General features: G+C 53.7%; 11 protein-coding genes. 8 read left to right on the top strand and 3 right to left on the bottom strand.

The features are described from left to right. Window positions 1-8: 8 nt before the first annotated feature. The 7 genes from B0D95_RS14395 to B0D95_RS14365 are packed head-to-tail and all read left to right on the top strand — an operon-like array spanning window position 9 to window position 16299. The gene (locus tag B0D95_RS14395) at window positions 9-404 is read left to right on the top strand and encodes a GPW/gp25 family protein (RefSeq protein ID WP_078044548.1); all 396 of its coding nucleotides are present in this window, start codon (window positions 9-11) and stop codon (window positions 402-404) included. Beyond that, on the top strand, window positions 404-1822 hold the full coding sequence (locus B0D95_RS20665) for a hypothetical protein (RefSeq protein WP_078044547.1): 1419 nt from the start codon (window positions 404-406) through the stop codon (window positions 1820-1822). Before B0D95_RS14395 ends, B0D95_RS20665 begins: the two co-directional genes overlap by 1 nt. Next, entirely contained in the window at window positions 1819-4659 is a 2841-nt protein-coding gene (locus tag B0D95_RS14385; protein ID WP_078044546.1) for a baseplate J/gp47 family protein, read from the top strand. The genes B0D95_RS20665 and B0D95_RS14385 overlap by 4 nt, the downstream gene beginning before the upstream one ends. Beyond that, on the top strand, window positions 4652-6337 hold the full coding sequence (locus B0D95_RS14380; RefSeq protein ID WP_078044545.1) for a phage tail protein: 1686 nt from the start codon (window positions 4652-4654) through the stop codon (window positions 6335-6337). Before B0D95_RS14385 ends, B0D95_RS14380 begins: the two co-directional genes overlap by 8 nt. 14 nt (window positions 6338-6351) lie before the next feature. Then, on the top strand, window positions 6352-10746 hold the full coding sequence (locus B0D95_RS14375; RefSeq protein ID WP_078044544.1) for a DUF6519 domain-containing protein: 4395 nt from the start codon (window positions 6352-6354) through the stop codon (window positions 10744-10746). Window positions 10747-10774: 28 nt separating this feature from the next. Further along, a complete protein-coding gene (locus tag B0D95_RS14370) occupies window positions 10775-11611 on the top strand; it encodes a hypothetical protein (RefSeq protein WP_149867920.1) in 837 nt (278 codons plus the stop codon). Window positions 11612-11625: 14 nt separating this feature from the next. Continuing rightward, window positions 11626-16299, top strand: coding sequence for a DUF4157 domain-containing protein (locus B0D95_RS14365; protein ID WP_078044542.1), 4674 nt, complete (start codon window positions 11626-11628; stop codon window positions 16297-16299). On the opposite strand, the gene B0D95_RS14360 is transcribed toward B0D95_RS14365, so the two are convergent. Both B0D95_RS14360 and B0D95_RS14355 read right to left on the bottom strand, forming a co-directional pair. Further along, window positions 16300-17538: a multidrug effflux MFS transporter gene (locus tag B0D95_RS14360; protein WP_078045771.1), complete on the bottom strand. Its 1239-nt coding sequence runs from the start codon at window positions 17536-17538 to the stop codon at window positions 16300-16302. 92 nt (window positions 17539-17630) lie between these two features. Continuing rightward, window positions 17631-17942 (bottom strand): DUF3861 domain-containing protein, encoded by a 312-nt coding sequence (locus B0D95_RS14355; protein WP_078044541.1) that lies wholly within the window; start codon window positions 17940-17942, stop codon window positions 17631-17633. 104 nt (window positions 17943-18046) lie between these two features. Between B0D95_RS14355 and B0D95_RS14350 the strand changes: the two genes are divergently transcribed. After that, window positions 18047-18529, top strand: a complete 483-nt coding sequence (locus B0D95_RS14350) for a MarR family winged helix-turn-helix transcriptional regulator (protein ID WP_078044540.1) — start codon at window positions 18047-18049, stop codon at window positions 18527-18529. A gap of 197 nt (window positions 18530-18726) precedes the next feature. Here B0D95_RS14350 and B0D95_RS14345 read toward each other — a convergent pair whose 3' ends face one another. Next, the gene (locus B0D95_RS14345; RefSeq protein ID WP_078044539.1) at window positions 18727-19092 is read right to left on the bottom strand and encodes a DUF4288 domain-containing protein; all 366 of its coding nucleotides are present in this window, start codon (window positions 19090-19092) and stop codon (window positions 18727-18729) included. Window positions 19093-19098: the final 6 nt, after the last annotated feature.

The following is a 19098-nucleotide window of genomic DNA, read 5'->3' as shown; positions in this document are numbered from 1 at the left end:
AGCAGGCTATGAGTAAACTCAATCAACCGGTCTACATGGATTTCCCGCTACGCCTCGGGCGCAGCGGTGCTGCCACCCTGCAACGCATTCCCCATATTCGCGACCAGATTGAAATGGTGCTGTTTACCGACCCCGGCGAGCGCTGGTTCCGGCCGGAATTCGGCGCTGGAATCCGCACCCTGGTATTTGAACCCAACGGCTCGCCGCTCTGGCAAATCACCAAACAGCGGCTGCAAGCCAGTCTGGCCGAGGCGCTGGCGGGCGAAGTGGCACCGCGCGATCTGGATATCAACGTCCAGGCGGACCCGGATTTTGCCGAGCGGTTGGTGATTAGCATCAGCTACCGGCTGGCGGCGCTTAACCACAGCGACCGGGTCGAGTTTGAAGTGGCGGGAGGTGTGTAATGGCGCAGAGCCCCCAAGCCAATTTGGTGTTCGCCAAAAGTTGCAGTGACTGCGGCCAGCGGCAGGTCGAGTTGCCGCGCCCTTTGCCGGAAATAGGCGACGATTTCGACTGGATGCTGCGCGATTACGACAGTTTCCGCCTGTTTATGCTGGAGGAACTGGCCGCCCGCTTCCCCGAGCGCAGCCGCTGGACACCGGCCGATATTGAGGTGGTACTGGTGGAAGCCCTGGCGGTGGTGCTGGATCAGCTCTCCGACCAATTGGATCGCAGCCATTCCGAAGCCTACCTCGACTCGGCGCGCCGCCCCGACAGTTTGCGCCGGTTGCTGACCCTGATTGGCTACGACGCGGTGCGCGAACACTACCCACTCAGCTGGAGTGACAGCAAACTGGTCAAACACCTGCTGGCCACTAAGGGTTACGACCCGACCGGCCTGCCCTTTGAACCCGATTTGGGGCGCAGTGAAGTGCTGGTGCGCCTGCTGGTATGGTTGGGCAAACCGGCCAATGCCCTAGGTGTCGCCCCCAACCTGAACCAGCGGGTTACGGAGCGCGCCTTTTTGCAGCTGTTGGGCTACGACGCCGATAACCTGCGTGAAGCGCTCGATCTGGATCTGCCGCAGCATCGCCGCTTTGCCACCCAGGCGCTTGACCAGCGCTGGTATCACTATCCCCATTTAATGGAAGAGGCGCGCGCCGCCGGTCCCGCCCGTTTACATCGCAACCGGCGCATGGTCACCCTTGATGACTATCGCGAGCGCAGCGAGGATCATCCGCTGGTGCTGCGTGCCAGTGCCAGCAGTCGCTGGAGTGGCAGTTGGTCGACCATCGATCTGGTCATGGTACTGAGCGGCAATGGCGAACTCGACCAGTCGATCGCCGCCGTAATACCGGCCGATGAATTGGAGCAGCTGCAGCAGGCGGTGGATGATTTTCACTGGCGTGAGCAATTACCCTCGGTGGATTGGCAGCTACAACCGGGTTTTCGCAGCGTGATCAACGCGTATGTCGACAAATACCGTATGGCCGGGCAGGAGGTCTGGCTACTGGACGCCACCCCCGTTGGGCTCTACCTCAACCTCTCAGTCAAGGTGGATGGCAACTACTTCCAGTCGGAAGTGCGCCAGGCCATCAGTCAGGCATTGGGCAGTGATGCCGGCGGTTTTTTTGAGCCGGGGCGGCTGGCCTTCGGGCAGGACATCCACGCCAGCGACCTGATCGAAACCCTGATGGCACTTGAGGGGGTCAATGCGGTTTGTCTCAATCGCTTCAAGCGCGTGGGCGACCGCTATCCGGATCAATCCGGGGCTGGTGTCATCAGTTTGGATGGCACTGAAATCGCCCGCTGCGATAACCGGATCGGCCAACCGGCGCGGGGTTATTGGCGCTTGAGCTTACACGGAGGGCAGCGGGGATGACTGGTTTAACTGATCTGAATGCCCGCACCGACCTGACCCGCTGGAACCGCGCCGGTCTCAACCAGGTGCAGTATCTGGACGGCAATGCTGCGACCTATTTGGAAGACCTGCGTCTGGCGCTGCGCCAGCAGTTTGCCGGCAATGACGAGGTGCTCAGTTGGCTGGATAGCGGCCAGCTGCTCGACCCCGCGCTGGCCGATAAAACCCTGCGCGATTGGCAACGGCGCCTGCGCGACCAATACGGCGGCGCGCGGCGCGATTACGCCTGGGAAATGTTGCGCAGTTTTGCGCGCGCCACCCATGTGCTCACGCACACCGTCAATGCCTACGCCAACGAGCGCTATATCAACACCGCCACCCAATGGGACAATTTGCGGCGGCTGGTGAATATGCTCGACTATCACCCGGCGCCACCGGCTTCTGCGGAAACCTGGGTGGCACTTATCGCCAAAACACCTGACCCCGACAAGGGCATTGTCGGGATCGGCACCGTCGCCGCCGGCCTCGTCCTGCAAAACCAACCCAAAGACGGCAGCAGCCCACTGATCTTTGAAACCCTGCAGGAACTGGCGCTGGACTATCGCCTCAACGAATTGCGCGCGCCGGATTACAACCGCGCGCAGCAGTCATTCAGCCTGCCGGTGAAGGGGCAGACGGTGGATTTCCCCCTGCAAGCGGTGCCGGATGCGGTAACCGTGGGTGAATACGCGCTGCTCACCTGCAGCAATGCAGCAATGGCGGTGGCGGTGGCGGTCAGCGCAATCGGCGCAGATTACCTGTGCCTGACCATCGTGGAAGAAGGCTTCAGTGGCGCGCAATGGCCGCTGGCCGATGTGCGCTTGCAACTGGCACCGGCATGGCAGGAGGCGCCGCGCTTGAACGGCAGCAACGTGGTGGCGGTGAGCAATGTCAGTAGTAATGTGAGTGCTGGCAGTGTGCTGGCCTACGAAGCAAGCGCTTCCAACTGGGCTCTGCTACGCGTAGGTGCTGTGGATGGTGAGCGCATTGCATTGACACCGACCCCTCCTAACGGGGTATCGCTCTCTTTGTGTTTGCAAGCCAATAAACAAACAGCGGGCTTTATCCTACCGTTGCAGCGCGCGCATACCCAGGTTTGGCGGAGTGACCTCACGGCCATCAGCCCAACCAATCACTCTGAGGCAGGAGTAGCGATCTACAGTCTGGTGGCAGCAACAGAGAGTACTAATATCTACTATCTGCCTGCCCAACCGCCGGTTGCCTTCAGTGTGGTGAACACCTCCCCCGAGGCTCTCGAATTTGCCGGTAAGCCCGGTGATCTCAGCAGCGGTGGCTGGATTCTGCTGCACACTCAGGATCGCAAGGTCTACAGCTACCGACTCAGTTCGGTGACCAGTCTGGATAAGGCGTATCGCCTGTCAGTCAGTGGGCTGGCCAATAACCGCTGGGTGCTGGCGCAGGGTTTGTTTGCGACCAGCCTGGCGCCGCGCGGTTATGACCAAAACCTCAGCCCGATCTACCACAACGCCAGTGGCAGCAGTTGCCAACTGGATCTGCTCCTGCCTTCGTCAACAGTACCTGCCGCGCTCACGCCCGGGCGCGTGTTGTGGGTAGTGGGTTCCACACAGCAGCAGCGTGTGACAGTGCAAACAATCCTGCCGCTGGAGTCAGCAGCCAGTGGCGGTTGGATCAGGCTGTCGGTTGCACCCAGCCTGGCGGGATTGTCACTGCCCAAATACGCCACCCGCATCTACGCCAATGTGGTTCTGGCCGGTCACGGTGAAACCCGCGGCCAGACAGTGCTGGGTAACGGCAATCGCATTGAGCCCAACCAGGAATTTATCTACCGTAAAACCGACCTCGCCTTTGAGCAGGACAACCAGTTTGTCAGCGGTGTGCGGGCGGCGGTGACGGTGTTGGTCGATGAACGCCGCTGGACACAGGTGGATAACCTGCGCGACTCGGAAGCGGCGGATACCCATTTTGAAGCCACTCTCACTGAGGATGACCAGTTGCGGCTGCGGTTTGGCGACGGTATTCACGGCCAGCGTCTGCCCACCGGCACCAACAACCTGCTGATACAAGGGCGCTTCGGTTCCGGCACCCAGGGCAACCTGTCAGCGGGCAGCCTGAATAAATTGAAAAAACCGCACCTGCTGGTGGAGTCGGTGTTACAACCGGCAGCGGCAACTGGCGGCGGCGACCGCGAGTCCGGCGAATCCCTGCGCAGCCAGGCACCGGCCTCAGTACTGACGTTGGATCGGGCAGTAACCGTGGCGGATTACGGCCATATCGCCCGGCGCCACGCCAGTATCTGGCAGGCGCGCTCCCATCCCCTGCCCGCCACCGCGCGCGCCAGCGACCGGGTGGAAGTGGTATTGGTGCCTGCCGGTGGCGGTGCGGTCAGCCAGGAATTGGCTGGCAGTATGAAAACCTATCTGGAAGGTTTTTCGCGCCCCGGGGTATTGGTCAGTATCAAAAGCTATCAGGCGATCCTGCTCGATATCGAGCTGACCCTGCGGGTGGATATCACCGCTTACGATGGCAACCAGATCGCCGAACTTGTACGCTTAACCCTGCTCGATAGCTTCAGCTTGTCCAAGGCGGTACTGGCCGAACCACTCTATTTATCGCGTTTGTACCAGGTGGTTGAGTCGGTAGAGGGGGTGGAAAATGTTGCGCTCGCGCTCAATCCGCTCGGTTTTGTGGATGAAAATGGCCAACCCGTCGTACCCGCCGATGCCTTCTACGGCGCCGACAACAGCCTGCGCCGCATCAGTCCGGCGCCGCACCAGCTGATCTACCTCAATAGCCAGTTGCTGGCGCCCGAAATCCACTGGGAGGCGGCCTATGTCTAAGCGCAACCTGACACTCTACGAGGTGCTGCCGGTTTACATTCGCCAGCAGGATGAAAATGGCCATACCCGCGATTTTCTGGCCGCCGCCGACCGCCTGCTCGATCGCCTGCACCTCAGCCTGCGGCAGTATTACGCCGATAACTTCCCCGACCTGCCGCTCGACGAGGGCGAGTTGGCAGCACAGGAATGGCTGCTGCCCTATTTTGCCGACCTGCTCGATGTGCACCTGGTATCGCCGCTGGGCGAGGGCAAACGCGCCGAAATTACCAACGCAGTGCGCTGGCGCCAGCGCAAGGGCACCCTGCGCGTGGTTGATGAAGTCGCCGAAGCTATCGGCCAGTGGGAGGTGGTGGTACAGGAGGCCTGGCGGCGGCTGGCGATAACACCGCGCCTGAACGAGCCGCTGCTGCCCGAGGCCTATTTCGGGGTGGAGACACCGCTCAACCCGGCAATTCCCGCTGAAATGGCCAAACATCCCGGCCTGCCCGCCGCGACGCTGGATTTTCGACGCGGCGCGCGCGCGGTTAAAAGTGAGGACAACTACCCCAACAGCCAGGTCAGCAGTGTGGGCGGGGTGAGTTATCGCTGGCGCCAACAGCACCAGCACGGGGTTCCCTGTCACCACCAGCACATCGACCGCGCGGGAAAATTCCACAGCGCCGCCTTTGATGACCCTTCCAAACGCACTCCCGATTTACGGCGTCGCGATTGGCGGGTGGGCCACTTTCACCCGCGCAATATTTTATTGCACATAGTGCAGCCCGACGGTTTTTTTGCGCGGGTGCCAATCAAAGTGCAATGGCAGCAAAGCTGGCTCGACAATGTGCAGATCCCCAGCGATCACTTCCTCGAACAGATTGCACTCTACAGTCGTCTCGACGGCATCCTGGTGTTTGAAAATCGTCGGCTCGGTGCGCGCAATTTTGTGCCGGTGCAGATCAACGGCGTATTTAAACTTGGCCAGATCACACCCTCGGGTATTGGCCCCGCCGACCCGGATATAGACCCCGCCGATCCCCAAGCCCATGCGCTCGCTGAGGGCTATCACTTTGCCGGATTAGTATTTAACAACCGTATGGAAATCGATGCAGGCGTCGCCAGTTTTGATCGCTGCGCGGTAAAAAACCTGGAAGTACACAGCCGTTTTGAGGAGGGCGATCCACGGTATTTAACGGTGCCGGTGATTAGCGCGCGCCACTCGCTGTTTCGCGAACTGCAATCCGCCACCAGCCTCACCCGCCTTGAATATTGCACGGTCATCAAAAAATGTTTGGTGGAAGCGTTGCAGGCGAGCGACTGCATTTTTACCTGCCTGATTCGCAAGGATCACCTGACCAATATTGCGCCGACAAAAATGTGTGTGCGTTACAGCCGCATTGTACCGGCACAGTTGCCTGCCAATCTCGACCAGCATTTTCGCAATAGCCGCGCACCGGTGCATTTTTTTAGCCGTGAATTCGGCCAGCCCGGCTGTGCTGTTTTACACCCTGCCAGCGACATGGGCATTTGCCAGGGCGCGGAGGACGGCACCGAAATGGGTGCTTATCATTTTTTGTATTTGTGTGTGCGCTACACCGCTGTAAAAGAAAAGTTGAAGGATTACTTACCCATAGGTTTTGAGGCTGTGGTAATTCCGGATGAATACCTCAATCGGTTTCCGGAATTAATGGCTGATTAAATTGAGATAATGTTATGAAGACACAAATATCCCGCGCCAGTTTTAATGCTGCCAATAATTATTCCGGCGTCTACCAACAAATGGGACGCATGGTCACGGATGCCGATTGGAATGAATTAACGGAGTTGATCAAATTCCAGATGATGGACACGCTGCAGGATGTGATCGGCAGCGGCACGCCGCGCGCGCGCGGCATGGTAAAAGAAATTGCGCCGAATAATGTGCAACTGCATTGGGGCCATGTGTATGTCGATGGCATTCGCGCGCGCGTTGTGCCTCACGAGAAATTAGTGAGCCCGCAATTTATTTTTTCCAAACAACAGGATTTTCCCGCCGCGCCCAGCCTCAGTGCCGGTGAATACCGTTTCTATGTGGATGTATGGGAACGCAGTGTCAGCGCGCTGGAAAATACCCACTTGCTCGATCCAGGTTTGCACGGCGCCGATACCTGTACCCGCACCCAAACCATGGCGCAAATCAAAGCCTGTGCGACCAGCATCAGTGTTGCCGATATTTACAACCCGGCGCGTAATCCAGCGCTTGGCACTGTGCTGTTAAGTTTGACATTGCGCGCTGGCACGGAATTAAAAGACCCCTGCGATCCCTGTGCCGACGAACTCGCACTGCAAGATGAAGTGGGCAATTATCTATTTCGCGTGGAAGTGCACCAGGTGCACTGGAGCAGTGATGCGGAGCCACACATCAGCGAAATCACTTTTAAATGGTCGAGCGAAAACGGCGCTGAACAATATGTAGACGGTGAAACGCCACCGGGGTTTGAATCCAGTCAATGGTGCTACGAATTTTTCTCCGGCCCCAATGATAATCCCGCCCTCAACATGACCAGTGAAAAACACTTGGGCCATCATTTAATGGCGGGTTTTACACCGCAGTGCGGTGAATTGGTTAAGGGCTATCCCGCCAGTAAACCGGCGAATTTGCCTTTGGTCAGGCGCTGGGATGGCTTTGTCAAACTACAAAAAAATGCCGGTGGGTGGACGCTAGTAGACGGCGCCGATCGTGGCCGCGATTTAAGCAATAGCTATAACACTACCGATCACGCCTTCGTTGATTTAAGCGGGCCGGTGCAAATCAATTTACAGGAAACGGTGTTAACCCTCGCGCTGGACGATAAGCGCGCGCTCGCCGGCGATTATTGGCAGGCACCTGTGCGCCAGGCTATTCACAGCGCGGGCTCAACACTGCTCGATCAGGCACTGCCCAGCGGTATTCTGCATCACTATTTAGTATTAGGGCGCGCCCACATTGCCGCCGATGGCAGCATCAGCCAATTTATTCCCGAAGCGGATGAGTGCAAAACATTTGAATTTCCACCGCTTACCGACATCAGCGCGGGAGATGTCTGTTACGACAATAGCGATTGTGACGGCCCCAATGTGCGCACCGTGCAGGAAGCGCTGGATTATTTATGTCGCCAACGCAATTTAAAATGGCACAACAAACATTTGCACGGAATGGGTGTGGTGTGCGGATTAAAAGTAATCTGCGCGCCCACGACGGTGGATGAGGATGGCAGCAGCCATCGCCACCGCGTTACGGTCACACCCGGTTATGCCCTGGGTTGCGAAGGCGATGATTTGGTATTGGACCTGCCTGAACATGTCGATGTGATCAGTGCAATCCAGCAATTGGAGCAGGAACACAATATCCAATTAATCGATGGCGAAGGCAATGCCGCCGTGTGTCTATACATTGATATCGGCGAGGGCGGCGGTGCTCCGCAATTAAAAATTGCACCGCACGATGCCAAGGATCATCAGGAGTCGATTTTTGACGGCACCATCTGGATGGATTTTTATCACACCTGCATTAAACAATTGCTAGACGATATTAAAGAAGAACTCGATGATTTAAATATTGAAGAGATCAACGAATCCGAAACGGAAAAAGGTGAACTGGTCTCAATACGCCGCAAAAAACTCTTCACCCTGTTAAATTTATTTGCACTGTTTACCTCCCAACCCCACGGCGCCTATGTCTTTACTTCGCACAAAGAACACATAATCCTGCGCGATTTTTACAATCGCCTACGCGATATTTTGCAGAGCAAAACGTTTTGTGGGCTATTGGCCGATAGCGAATTTCCCGAGTATCCATTTCCTGAAACCGGTATGAATACTTTTTTCGGGCGTGATCATCACCAGCGCCTGCAACTTCACCCGGATGAAAAAATCCTGATCACCTATGAAGGCACAGATACCAGCATCAATATTTTTGATATTGAACAGCAAATTATTATCGCCCGTAGCGAAGTGCCTTCGGCGCAGGGCGGTGTCACCACGGCGGTCACCTTTTCCCAACAGGGCGACTTAATTTACGCGGCGGTGGATATTAACGGTATGGATTCCATTTTAACCCGAGGCCGTTTTGACAAGGAAAAGATCGACTGGGAAGTGAGCGCAGTACTGTGCAGTGTGCGCGTGGCGGATATGCGCTTTAATCCCAAACAGGACAACCAATTAATGGTATTAGGTGTGGGCGATGGCATTTATTTATTGGATGTGGATAAATTATTTAGCGACGAAAAAATCGTGCCCGCACCCAGTTTGGCGTTTAATGCCGTGGGTCATATTGCCTACGATTTTGATGCCGGTTTTGCATTCGCTACAGCGAATACCGGCAAGCAGGAGATCACAACAGATTACAACGCGGTTGCGATTATCGAACTGGCTAAACTGGTGCCGATTGTTACGGGGTCGGCGCCAGTTGCTGAACGCTATATTCAGCTGCCGGCACAGGGCAGCGATGGTTTGGCAGTGCGTAACATTGATGCCCAGGGTAATAACGCACTTTATGTGGTAGTGACGAACAACGGGCAGAAAACGCTCTATCAATACCATGTCAACAAAGGCATTCCACCCACTGCATCGCCGTTACCGGTTAATCATCTTCCCGATACCGAAATTACCCTTGCTTATCATCATAAGCGAGATGAATTATTAGTCGCGCTGGCAGATCAGTTTTGCGTGCAGGTTTACCAGCACGCAAAACTGATAGTGCCGCGTGTGCCGCTGCAATTAATGCCTACCGCGCTGGCGATCAGCCCCGAAACCGGTCAGCTGTACACGCTGAACTATGCAAGCAATACCATCAGCCTGGTGCCTGTCGACGAGCTGGAGGTGACGGATGAATTTAACCAACAGCTAGCGCAATACCGTTGGGCAGTAATTACCGCATTTGTTGCACTTCTGGGCAATTTATTGCAAAGCCTCAAGGACTGTTTCTGCCAATTATTATTAATGAATTGTCCTGACTGCGATGAAAATGACAAGGTCTGGCTCGCCACCATCACTGTGAAAAACGGTGAGGTATATAAGGTATGCAATATTGGTAAACGCAAGGATGTATGGACCTTTCCCAAATTTGAATATTGGTTATCGCTCATTCCTATTCTGCCGGTTATCAAGCTCGGCGTTGCCAAACTTTGCTGCATGGTATTACCCAATTTGTTGAGCGGTGCGACTGCTAAATTCCAAAGCGAGCAGCATGACTATGCACTGGTAAAAAGTAGCACTTACAAACAATCGGTGCAGCAGGCCAAGCGCACTGATGTTAAGAAAATGTGGCGGGAAAACACCAAAAGTTTTGCCACCAGCAGCAGCTTGGTGCGCGATACGCTACTTTATCCACAGCGCAAACCAACTACTGATGGTGTGGGCAAGGAAGAGTATCGCAATGTGGAAACCGCCGTTGCCGTGCAACGCTTTGAACAAAAAGGCATGCAGGTGGAAGTAAAAGAATACCAGGGCGATCAAGCGGCGCTAGTGCTGCAACACTATCAGCAAACTCCCAAGGTTATTGCGCCCGATAGCAAGGTAACTGTCTATCAAAAAAATGGCCGGGTATTGTTCTATGCCGCCGAAACCAAACCCCAAGCCGTGCTGGTACTGGATGAAAACAAACTGACGCAAATGGAAGTGCGCAAACAAGCGCTGGAAAATATGCAGGCGCTGGATGAATCACTCGCCCGTGCGGAAGCGCGCAAAAATTCGGTGACTGAAACCGCTGGCATCCAATTGCAATTAAAACAATTGCAGGATGAAAAAATCAAAGCCGAGGAAGACCTGGCTACGCTCAGCTCACAGCTGAATATTTTGCGCACCGAACGCAGCAAAGCCCAGCAGGAATTGCTCAGCATGCAAGAGGGCATGGTGGAAATCAGCAGCAATTTAAAAGCACTGCAATTGGAAGTGACCAAGGTCCGCCCGGTAAAAGAACTGACCAGTCTAGATGACAATACCCGTGAAATTTTACAGCGCGAAGGCGTGCTGACAGTCAACGACATGGCAACGGTCGACAGCAGCCGATTGATTGCCAGTGGTGTGGATGCGCAAAAATTGTCGGTGATGGTGCAGGAAGCGCAAAACAAATTAAAACTGTTACGTTAATACTGCATTTCCTCACGGAGGAAAAATCATGGCAGTTAAATATTGCACTGGGAAACGAAGCCCGGCGAGTAACACTCGCCGCATGGCGCACACAACAAATACAGTATCCAGCCGCTCGTCGGATGCGTTTCCCTATCAACAAAATCTAGCGGTGCAACAATTGTTGCAGAGCAATAGCGCACACAGTAGCAATGCCGTGGGCACAGTATCGCGCCGCTCGTCGCTGCCGCCCAACCTGCATTCTGCACCCGCTGATCCGCGTGCGGTGGTCGATACAGCAGATACCCGCGCCAGCGGTTATTTAGCCTCCGCCAGTATTTTCAGTTTTTTAGACAGCATGATGTTGGGCATGTCGATGAACACAGCATCATCCACATCCTATCAAGCTTACCTCGATCGCTTTGATTTACCGGAACAACAGGGCGCGCGTTTTCGCAATCGTTTTAGTGGCACTACCTATGCCACCAGCAATGAAGCGCAACAACAGGAATTGGAATCGCTCTCCACGCGTTATGAGAATTTGCAGTCTTATTTAGATGGCGGTATTCGCTACCTCAGCAACAATACCTCGGCATTAACCATCGGTGGTTGTCGTGATCGTTGTAGTGCGAATCCCGGTTGGGGGGCATGGACTTGTTCCGAGCGCAGCGCGCGCGCCATTGCTCTCTGCCCGCCGTTTTGGTCGGCAACGGCGGGTGAGCAGGCGACCATGATCGTGCATGAGCTGGCGCATATGCGCTATCAAATCCGCAATCATAATGCTGGCAATGCACGTCAACGCGGCAGTAATCCCGAGTGTTACGCGAGCTATATTGCCGACCTGTTTGGATTTTCGTCCTACAGCAACCAGTGCCCGCGGGTTTAGGTGCGGGATGATTTATGGAACGCACCCAGGTAAGCATCGCGCGTAAACCTGCTGCCACCACACGCAACAGCGGCGCGCGTGCGACTGTGCATCGCCACAGCGCTAAAGTGATGCGCGTATTGCAGCCGGAGGCGGTGGAAACTGCAACACATGCTGCGGCGAATAGAGCTGCAACTGTTACCAACAATACTGAATCTTTGCTGGCGCGCCAGTGCGATGAGTGCACAGAAGAATTACAAAAAAAACCAGCGGGCCAATTACCGGCGATCAGCCAGCCCAGCGATCCATTAGAGGTGCAAGCAGAGCGCGTTGCCGATCGGGTAATGGCAAAAACCGATACTTCATTTGATGCTCCACTTCAGGAAAAAAAAGACGATTCCCTGCAACGGGTGTGCTCAGCCTGTGAAGAAGAAAACGGAGGTGTGCAACGGCAGGCCATTGAGCCTGCGTTGAGCCAACCGGAAGATCCGTTGGAGCGTGAAGCGGATCGCGTTGCCGATCAAACACTGCAAGCAAAAATAGAGCGCAATAATGTTCACAATAGTATTGCGCGCGATTTAGTAACAACCAACGAACCTGAAAACGAACTGCAACGCTTGTGCAGCGAATGTGAAGAAGAACAACTACAGCGTTACGCACAAAGTGATTACCAACAACAAGCGCGTCCCGGTTTGTGGCAGCGGATAAAAAATGCGTTCCGCACCAGCCGTCACTTACCTGAAAAGGTGGTGGAATTTTTTAAAGCGCGCATGGGTTATGATTTTTCGCGCGTTAATATTCACACCCATCAACAAGCCGCCGCCAGTGCGCAGGAAATTCATGCACGCGCCTTTACCTGGCGCGATCATGTTGTCTTTGCGCCCGGCGAATATCAGCCGGACACTTCCAGCGGGCTGCATTTACTCGCCCATGAACTTACCCATGTCGTACAACAAGGTGCTGCAGTTGCGGTTGCTGCACCTGCGCAAACAGTTGAAGCAGCAAGTGCAACTATGCGTACGGAATTTACTCCCGTCAGTGAACCATCAAACGCTGCGCCGGCAGTGACAGAATCAGCGGCGGCAACCATCTCTACCGCAAGGCCGCAGGTGCAGCGCAATATATTGGGTGATGCCTGGGACGCTGCTGGCAATGCCGTCGGTGCTGTAGGCGATGCAGCTGTTGCTGTCGGTGGAGCGGTGGTTGATGTGGGCGGTGCGATTGTAAATGCAGGAGCCGATTTAATTTGGTCGGCGGTAGAGGCCGTTGCCCCGCGTGCCTTAATGGATTTAATTAACGAGGTGCGTGAAAAAGGTTTTCTCGGATTTATCCGCGAAAAAATTGATGATGCAACCCACGCGATTTTTTCCGGCCTACAAGACCAGAGCGGTTTTGTCGCCACGCTGCTCGGCACCTTCGCGCGCTTGGCGTCAAGCACTGCAACGATTTTAGTGGGCTTAGCACAGGGCGATTGTGAACCGCTGTTTGCTGCGCTGCGCAATATGCGCGATGCCGTCACCGAATTGGCAAACGATGCCTGGACGGCTATCAGCGATTTTTTCCGACCGATCGGTGATTTTTTTTCTGATCTCTGGGCGCGCTTTGGTGCGCCGGTTATTGAATGGCTGCAAAAAGTCGCCGGTGATACCTGGCGCTTTATCCAGGACCTGGGCAATGATATTTGGAATTGGACACGACCGGTTGTCGATGCAATTCGCAGCTTGGTGAGCGATGCCTGGGGCTGGATCAAAGCGCAATTGGGGCTGCCCGACGATGAAGGCAATAACCAGAGTGGTTTAATCCAATGGGTGCAAGGCAAGGCGCAGGATGCCTGGACTGCGATTAAAACCGAACTGGCGCCGGTGATTGAACCGATCCAGGGTGTTATCGCAAAAGTGCAGGAAATATTGCCGCTGGAAGCCATTTTACATTTTCGCGAAACGGTGAATGGCTGGCTGCAAAAAGTGGCCGAAACGGCACGCACTATGGATACTGGTGAAGGTGGCGATGTTGCGGAAAACCAGACTACCCTGCGCGAATTACTGCCGGCGATTTTGCTCAGCATCCAGGACTTTCGCACTACATTAGTCGGCACTGGCAGTTGGGTGGCGGAAAAAATCGGCGGCGCGGTCGATACCGGCAAACAATTTATCAATGCAATTGCGACTGCGCCCTTATTAAATGGTTTAAGCAGTGTATTCAGTTGGCTCAGTACAGGGTTGGATAGTATCGGCAGCTGGGCGCGCGACACAGTGCAGGGTTTATTTACATCGCTGGGCAATGGCCTGGTATTTCTGTCGCAATTTATTGAGCCGATTTTAAATGCGCTGCGGCGCATTGTTGAGGTGGTTGGCAATTTGCTCGGGCGCTTGCCGGATTTTTTACTCGGGCCGCTGTGGGGCCTTGTGCCTGAGTGTATTAAAAATCCGCTCAAGGATTTTTTTGTCGAACAAATCCTTGGGCGCATTCCGCTGTTCCAACAATTAGTGGCCGCGGGCGATATCTGGCAGCGGGTGCAATCCACCGCGCTGGCAATTTTGCGGCAAATTTTTGTGGACGGCGATTTGTTCGGTGCCGCTTGGCGCTTCTTCCGCGAAATGCTGGCTTTGATCGGTATACCTGCACAATTATTGGTGCAAATTGTCGCCAATGCGGCGCAGGCTTTTTCTGATATTTTGATGGACCCGATTGGTTTTTTAAGCAATCTATTACGCTCTATGTGGCAGGGCACGACGCAATTTTTTGGCAATATTCTCACGCATTTATTCGGCGGTGTGACCGGTTGGTTATTTGGCCAAATCAGCGAGGCCGGTTTAACCCCGCCGGACATTACCAGCTTCCGCTCGGTGATCGGTTTTGTATTTGACCTACTCGGGTTAACGCTGGAAAACATTTGGCGGCTGCTCGCGGTGCATGTGGGCCAACCTATGGTGGATCGCATTCGCACAGCGGTGGAATTTGCCAGCGGTGCCTGGGAATTTATCCAGGTGGCCGTTACTGAAGGGCTGCCCGGTTTGTGGCGATTGATCCAGGAGCGCATTTCTGATTTGTGGAATATGGTGCTCACCAGCGCCGTGGGTTGGATCAATACCGCGATTATCGCCACGGCGTCGCGCTGGTTAATGTCGCTACTGGATGTGACCGGCATTATGCCAGTGATTAATTCTTTAATTGCTTTCTATCGTGCGATTGAGTCTTTTGCGCAGTATTTAGTGCAAATGCTGGAAATTGTAAATTCGGTGGTGGCGGGCATCGGCGATATTGCGCGCGGCATGATCGATACTGCCGCGAATTATCTGGAGTCCACCATGGCGCAATCGGTGCCGATTGTGGTGGGTTTTCTCGCCAACCAATTTGGCTTGGGGCGTTTGGGCGAACGCATCCGCGAATTAGTGGAAGGCATTCGCGAACGGGTGAATGGTGCGCTCGATAATATTATTGCGGCGGCAGTGCGCGGCGGGCGCGCCTTTCTGGATATGTTGCGCCGGGGGGCTGCGGCGGTGCGCAACTGGTGGGAAAATCGCAAACCCTTTCGCGACAGTGAAGGCCGCGGTCACGAACTGTATTTTCAAAGTGAGCGTGGCGAATTAATTGTGGAGTCTACTCCCACGCCGGTGAGTATATTTTTAGAAAACCTGGTGATTGCGGAGAGCGATCCGCAGCGCGCGCAAAAACAAACGCATAAAGCGCAGGCGCAACAGGTGCACACCGAAATAGGCCGCATTAAACAAACCCTCGCGCGTCAGGCCGCAGGCAGTGATAGCACCGAACTGCAAGTGCAACTCACCCAAAAACTGGATGAACTGGCCACGCATCTCACACCGTTGCTGGGCGGTGCGGGCGACAGTGGTGGGCGCCTGCCCAATCCTCTGACACTGAATACGCTGAATGACGCACCGGTGACTACGCCGCGCACACCCGAAGAGGAGCGCATCGATTTAGACGGTGCGCGGCAATTAACTCTCTTGGCGATAGAAGCGAGCAAAGACACCGAAGAAATTGCGACCTATTTTCTGCGCATTAAAAATCGCCTTGCACTGGCGGAGGTGGATTATCAAACCGCGAGCGGCGTAACGCGGGTGAAATTGCGCGCGACCCAGGAAGTTTTTGTGGATGTGAATAAACCGCTTAAAGGCACCATCCCGGGTGTGCCGCTGGTGTCCAATATCACTTACACCACGGGTGTGGCGGCAGGCGATACCGTGGGTGTGGGCATGGTCGCCGACCCTGTCGGCCCCGATAAAATTAACGCCGGCAGTACACCGCGGCGCTCAGCGCTCAGCGGTGTGATGGGCAGGTTAGTTACCAATCCCAGCCGCAATGGCCCCTCGCGTTACATCAAAGGCCATTTGCTCAATCACCATATCGGCGGCCCCGGCGATAGCAGCAATATGTATCCCATTACCGCTGCCGCTAACAGTAGTCATTTGCACACAGTGGAAACCAAGGTGAAGGATTGGGTCGAAAACAAACACTATTGGGTTTACTACTCGGTGCAGGTACGCAACATCCTGGAATCTATTACCAAACCGGGTAAAGATCCGGACAATTATATCAACGCCAGTTTTGCGTGCGAAGCCTATATCAAAAATGCGGATGGCAGCCGCGGCGAGGAATTTTCACCCACCGTGGTATCCACCTACGTTAAACAAAACACCGGTGCCGCTGCCGTTGTTGAAAGTGCCAGCGACCCGGTGCCGGATGATTGATCAGGACTGGTGTTTTTTATGGCCGCCATCGGCCCAGAGAGTGACCAGCAAACCCAGTGTCGGGACTATGATAAAACCGAGCGTAATGGGCATTACCGAATGGTTATAGGCTTGGCCGATAAAAGTGCCCAGGCTCATGGAAATGAGCGACGAAGTTGCGCCGATCACCGCCGCTGCAATACCGGCCACATGTCCCATGGGCTCCATCGCAATCGCATTGAGGTTGCCGAATACCAAGCCGAAACTGAAAAATAAAATGCTCGCGTAAATCACAAACATCCACAGGCTGGGGGCGATAAATAATTGCAGCACTAAAAATAATAGCGAGCTGGCAATAATCACAAATACCGCGCGGCGGCTAATAAAGTGCATGCCCAAGCGCTCGACAAAGCGCGAATTAAAAAACGATGAAAAACCCAGCACTAACGCAAGGCCACCGAAATACACGGTGAATAATTTTCCGGTGCCGTAGAGATCTTGGAAAATTTGTTGCGATGAATTGATGTAGCCGAGAAAACAGCCAAAAAATAACCCCATCGCCAGGGTATAACCCGCTGTGAGGCGATTACTGATCACGGTTTTAAAACCATCACTAATGCCTTTAACGCTAAAGGGGATGCGATTTTCTTTAGGCAGGGTTTCATCGAGACGGAAAAAAATCCACACGCCGACAATCAGTGCATAGAGCAGATAAAACACAAAAATCGCCCGCCAATCGGCGATCAACATAATGCCCTGCCCGATGGTTGGTGCGAGGGCGGGCACGGTGATAAAAATCATCATCACCACCGACATAATCTTCGCCATTTGGCGCCCGGAAAATTTGTCGCGCACGATGGAAATCGCACAGATATAAGGCCCTGAAACACCCAACCCCTGAATAAAACGCCCGATCAATAAGGTGGTTAAATCCTGTGCGACAACACACAAACTGGTGCCGAGCAGGAACAGGATCAGACCGGCATAGAGAATTTTTTTACGCCCCAAGGCGTCTGACAAGGGGCCGCTCACCAACTGCCCCAAGCCCAGCCCGCAGAACAACAAACTGATTAGCAGTTGGGCCTGATTGGGGTTATTCATGGCAATATCGGCCCGAATATTGTCGAACGCCGGCAAAATGGCATCAATCGCCAGCGCGGTCATGGACATCATCAGTGCGACCAATACGATAAATTCGCGGGCGGGTGATGGCGCTGTGTGAACAGAGGGAGAGGTGTTTGCAGGTTCAGTGGCATTCATGAGGGAAATAGCTTCGGTATTGGAGAAAATGTGATCAATGACAAGCAATAGGCGGCATAGATGGTTACAGACGCCATCTTACTCCTCCTGGGTTACTGAGTGGGCGATTCTGTTGCACTAGCACCTGTTTTAAGTCGTTTCATAAAGTCTTTGAAGTGTGGTCGGAAGTTGGCAAACAGGGGATTATCACGGTGGTGCAACATGGCTTCACTGAATAGCTTTAAGCCAATGGCAAAAGCAGTTGCGTCGGTACCTAAATCGCCACGTTGGTTAATACGCGCTGCTATGGCGAGAATATCGTCGTGGTTTTCCACTTCAAATTGCAAGGGCTGTAGTTTTTGTACGCTGATGTCATCAGCAGCGGACAATGGTTCGACGGTGATGCGGTATCTGTGTGTCCTCATGGCATAGTTCCTCGGGCGATAAGCCCAAAAAAGAAATAGGTATTTTTTGTTTATTGGTTGATAATGTCTACCAATTTTTATCAGAATAATTTTAGAGGTTGATAATGTCAACTAATTTTGCTGCCGATGCTGCTGTGGCGGAAAACGTTTTTGAAACCATCCATACCTTAATGCATGTATTCCGTCATCAGCAGTACCGTGCGCTGAAAGACGGCGACCACAAGATCACTCATATGGAGCACAAGGCGTTGGGGTTTTTCGGGCGTATGCCGGGGGCAACCTTATCGGATTTGGTTGTGCATTCCGGGCGCGATAAAGCGCAGGTTGCCCGCCTGATTAGCGGTTTAAAAGAACAAGCACTGTTGTTGGCACAGGTAGATGAGCAGGATCGCCGCAACCAGCGGCTTTACCTCACAGAGACCGGACAGGCGCTCTATGCCGAGTTGCATTTGCAAGAGCGCCGACTGGCAGAGCTGGCCATTGCCGATTTCAGCCCGCGCGAAACAGAGCAGTTGCTGGAGCTATTGCAGCGAGTTAAAGCCAATTTGGGGGCTGAAGTAACGGGGGATGGTTCTGGTGAGGAATGATGTAGTGCATCGCACCGCTATCCATCAAGACGTAACGAATAGCTGACTGCACAAATTCAGATTGCATCAAATTACACCTTATTTTTGCATACAAAATAAAATGTATATCATGAAGAGCATACCGAATTAAGCAAAAACGCCCAGATTGCTCTGGGCGGGTTTGATTCATATTCAAACAGAATCTGACAGAATAAAGGTTACTCTCTATACAGAATGTTAACAAACTTCCCGTCAGCTAAATCCACGACCTCTTCGAGAGTATCCACCTCCATTTCAGAATAGGTAACCTCGACACCGCTTATAATTTTACCTTGAGCAGTGTCGCTATTTGTTTCTATTTCAATTAGCTTTCGTATCCCTGCAAACACATAAGCAGCTGGGATATCGTTCAAGTACAAATGTCCATCCTCATTTAGATCTTCATTTTCCTTTGCAATTTTTTCTGCTGCCAATAAAGCGGCATCTTCATTTTCAGCACTAATCAAATAGACATTCTCATGAGTTAAAAACGATTCTTGGTTAGCATACTTGTAATAAAAAATAGCATGTGCACAGTACCACATATAATT

Source organism: Cellvibrio sp. PSBB023 (genome assembly GCF_002007605.1).
GTDB lineage: Bacteria > Pseudomonadota > Gammaproteobacteria > Pseudomonadales > Cellvibrionaceae > Cellvibrio.
Note: the sequence above shows the minus strand (reverse complement) of the source record. Positions and strands in the feature narration are given on the sequence as shown.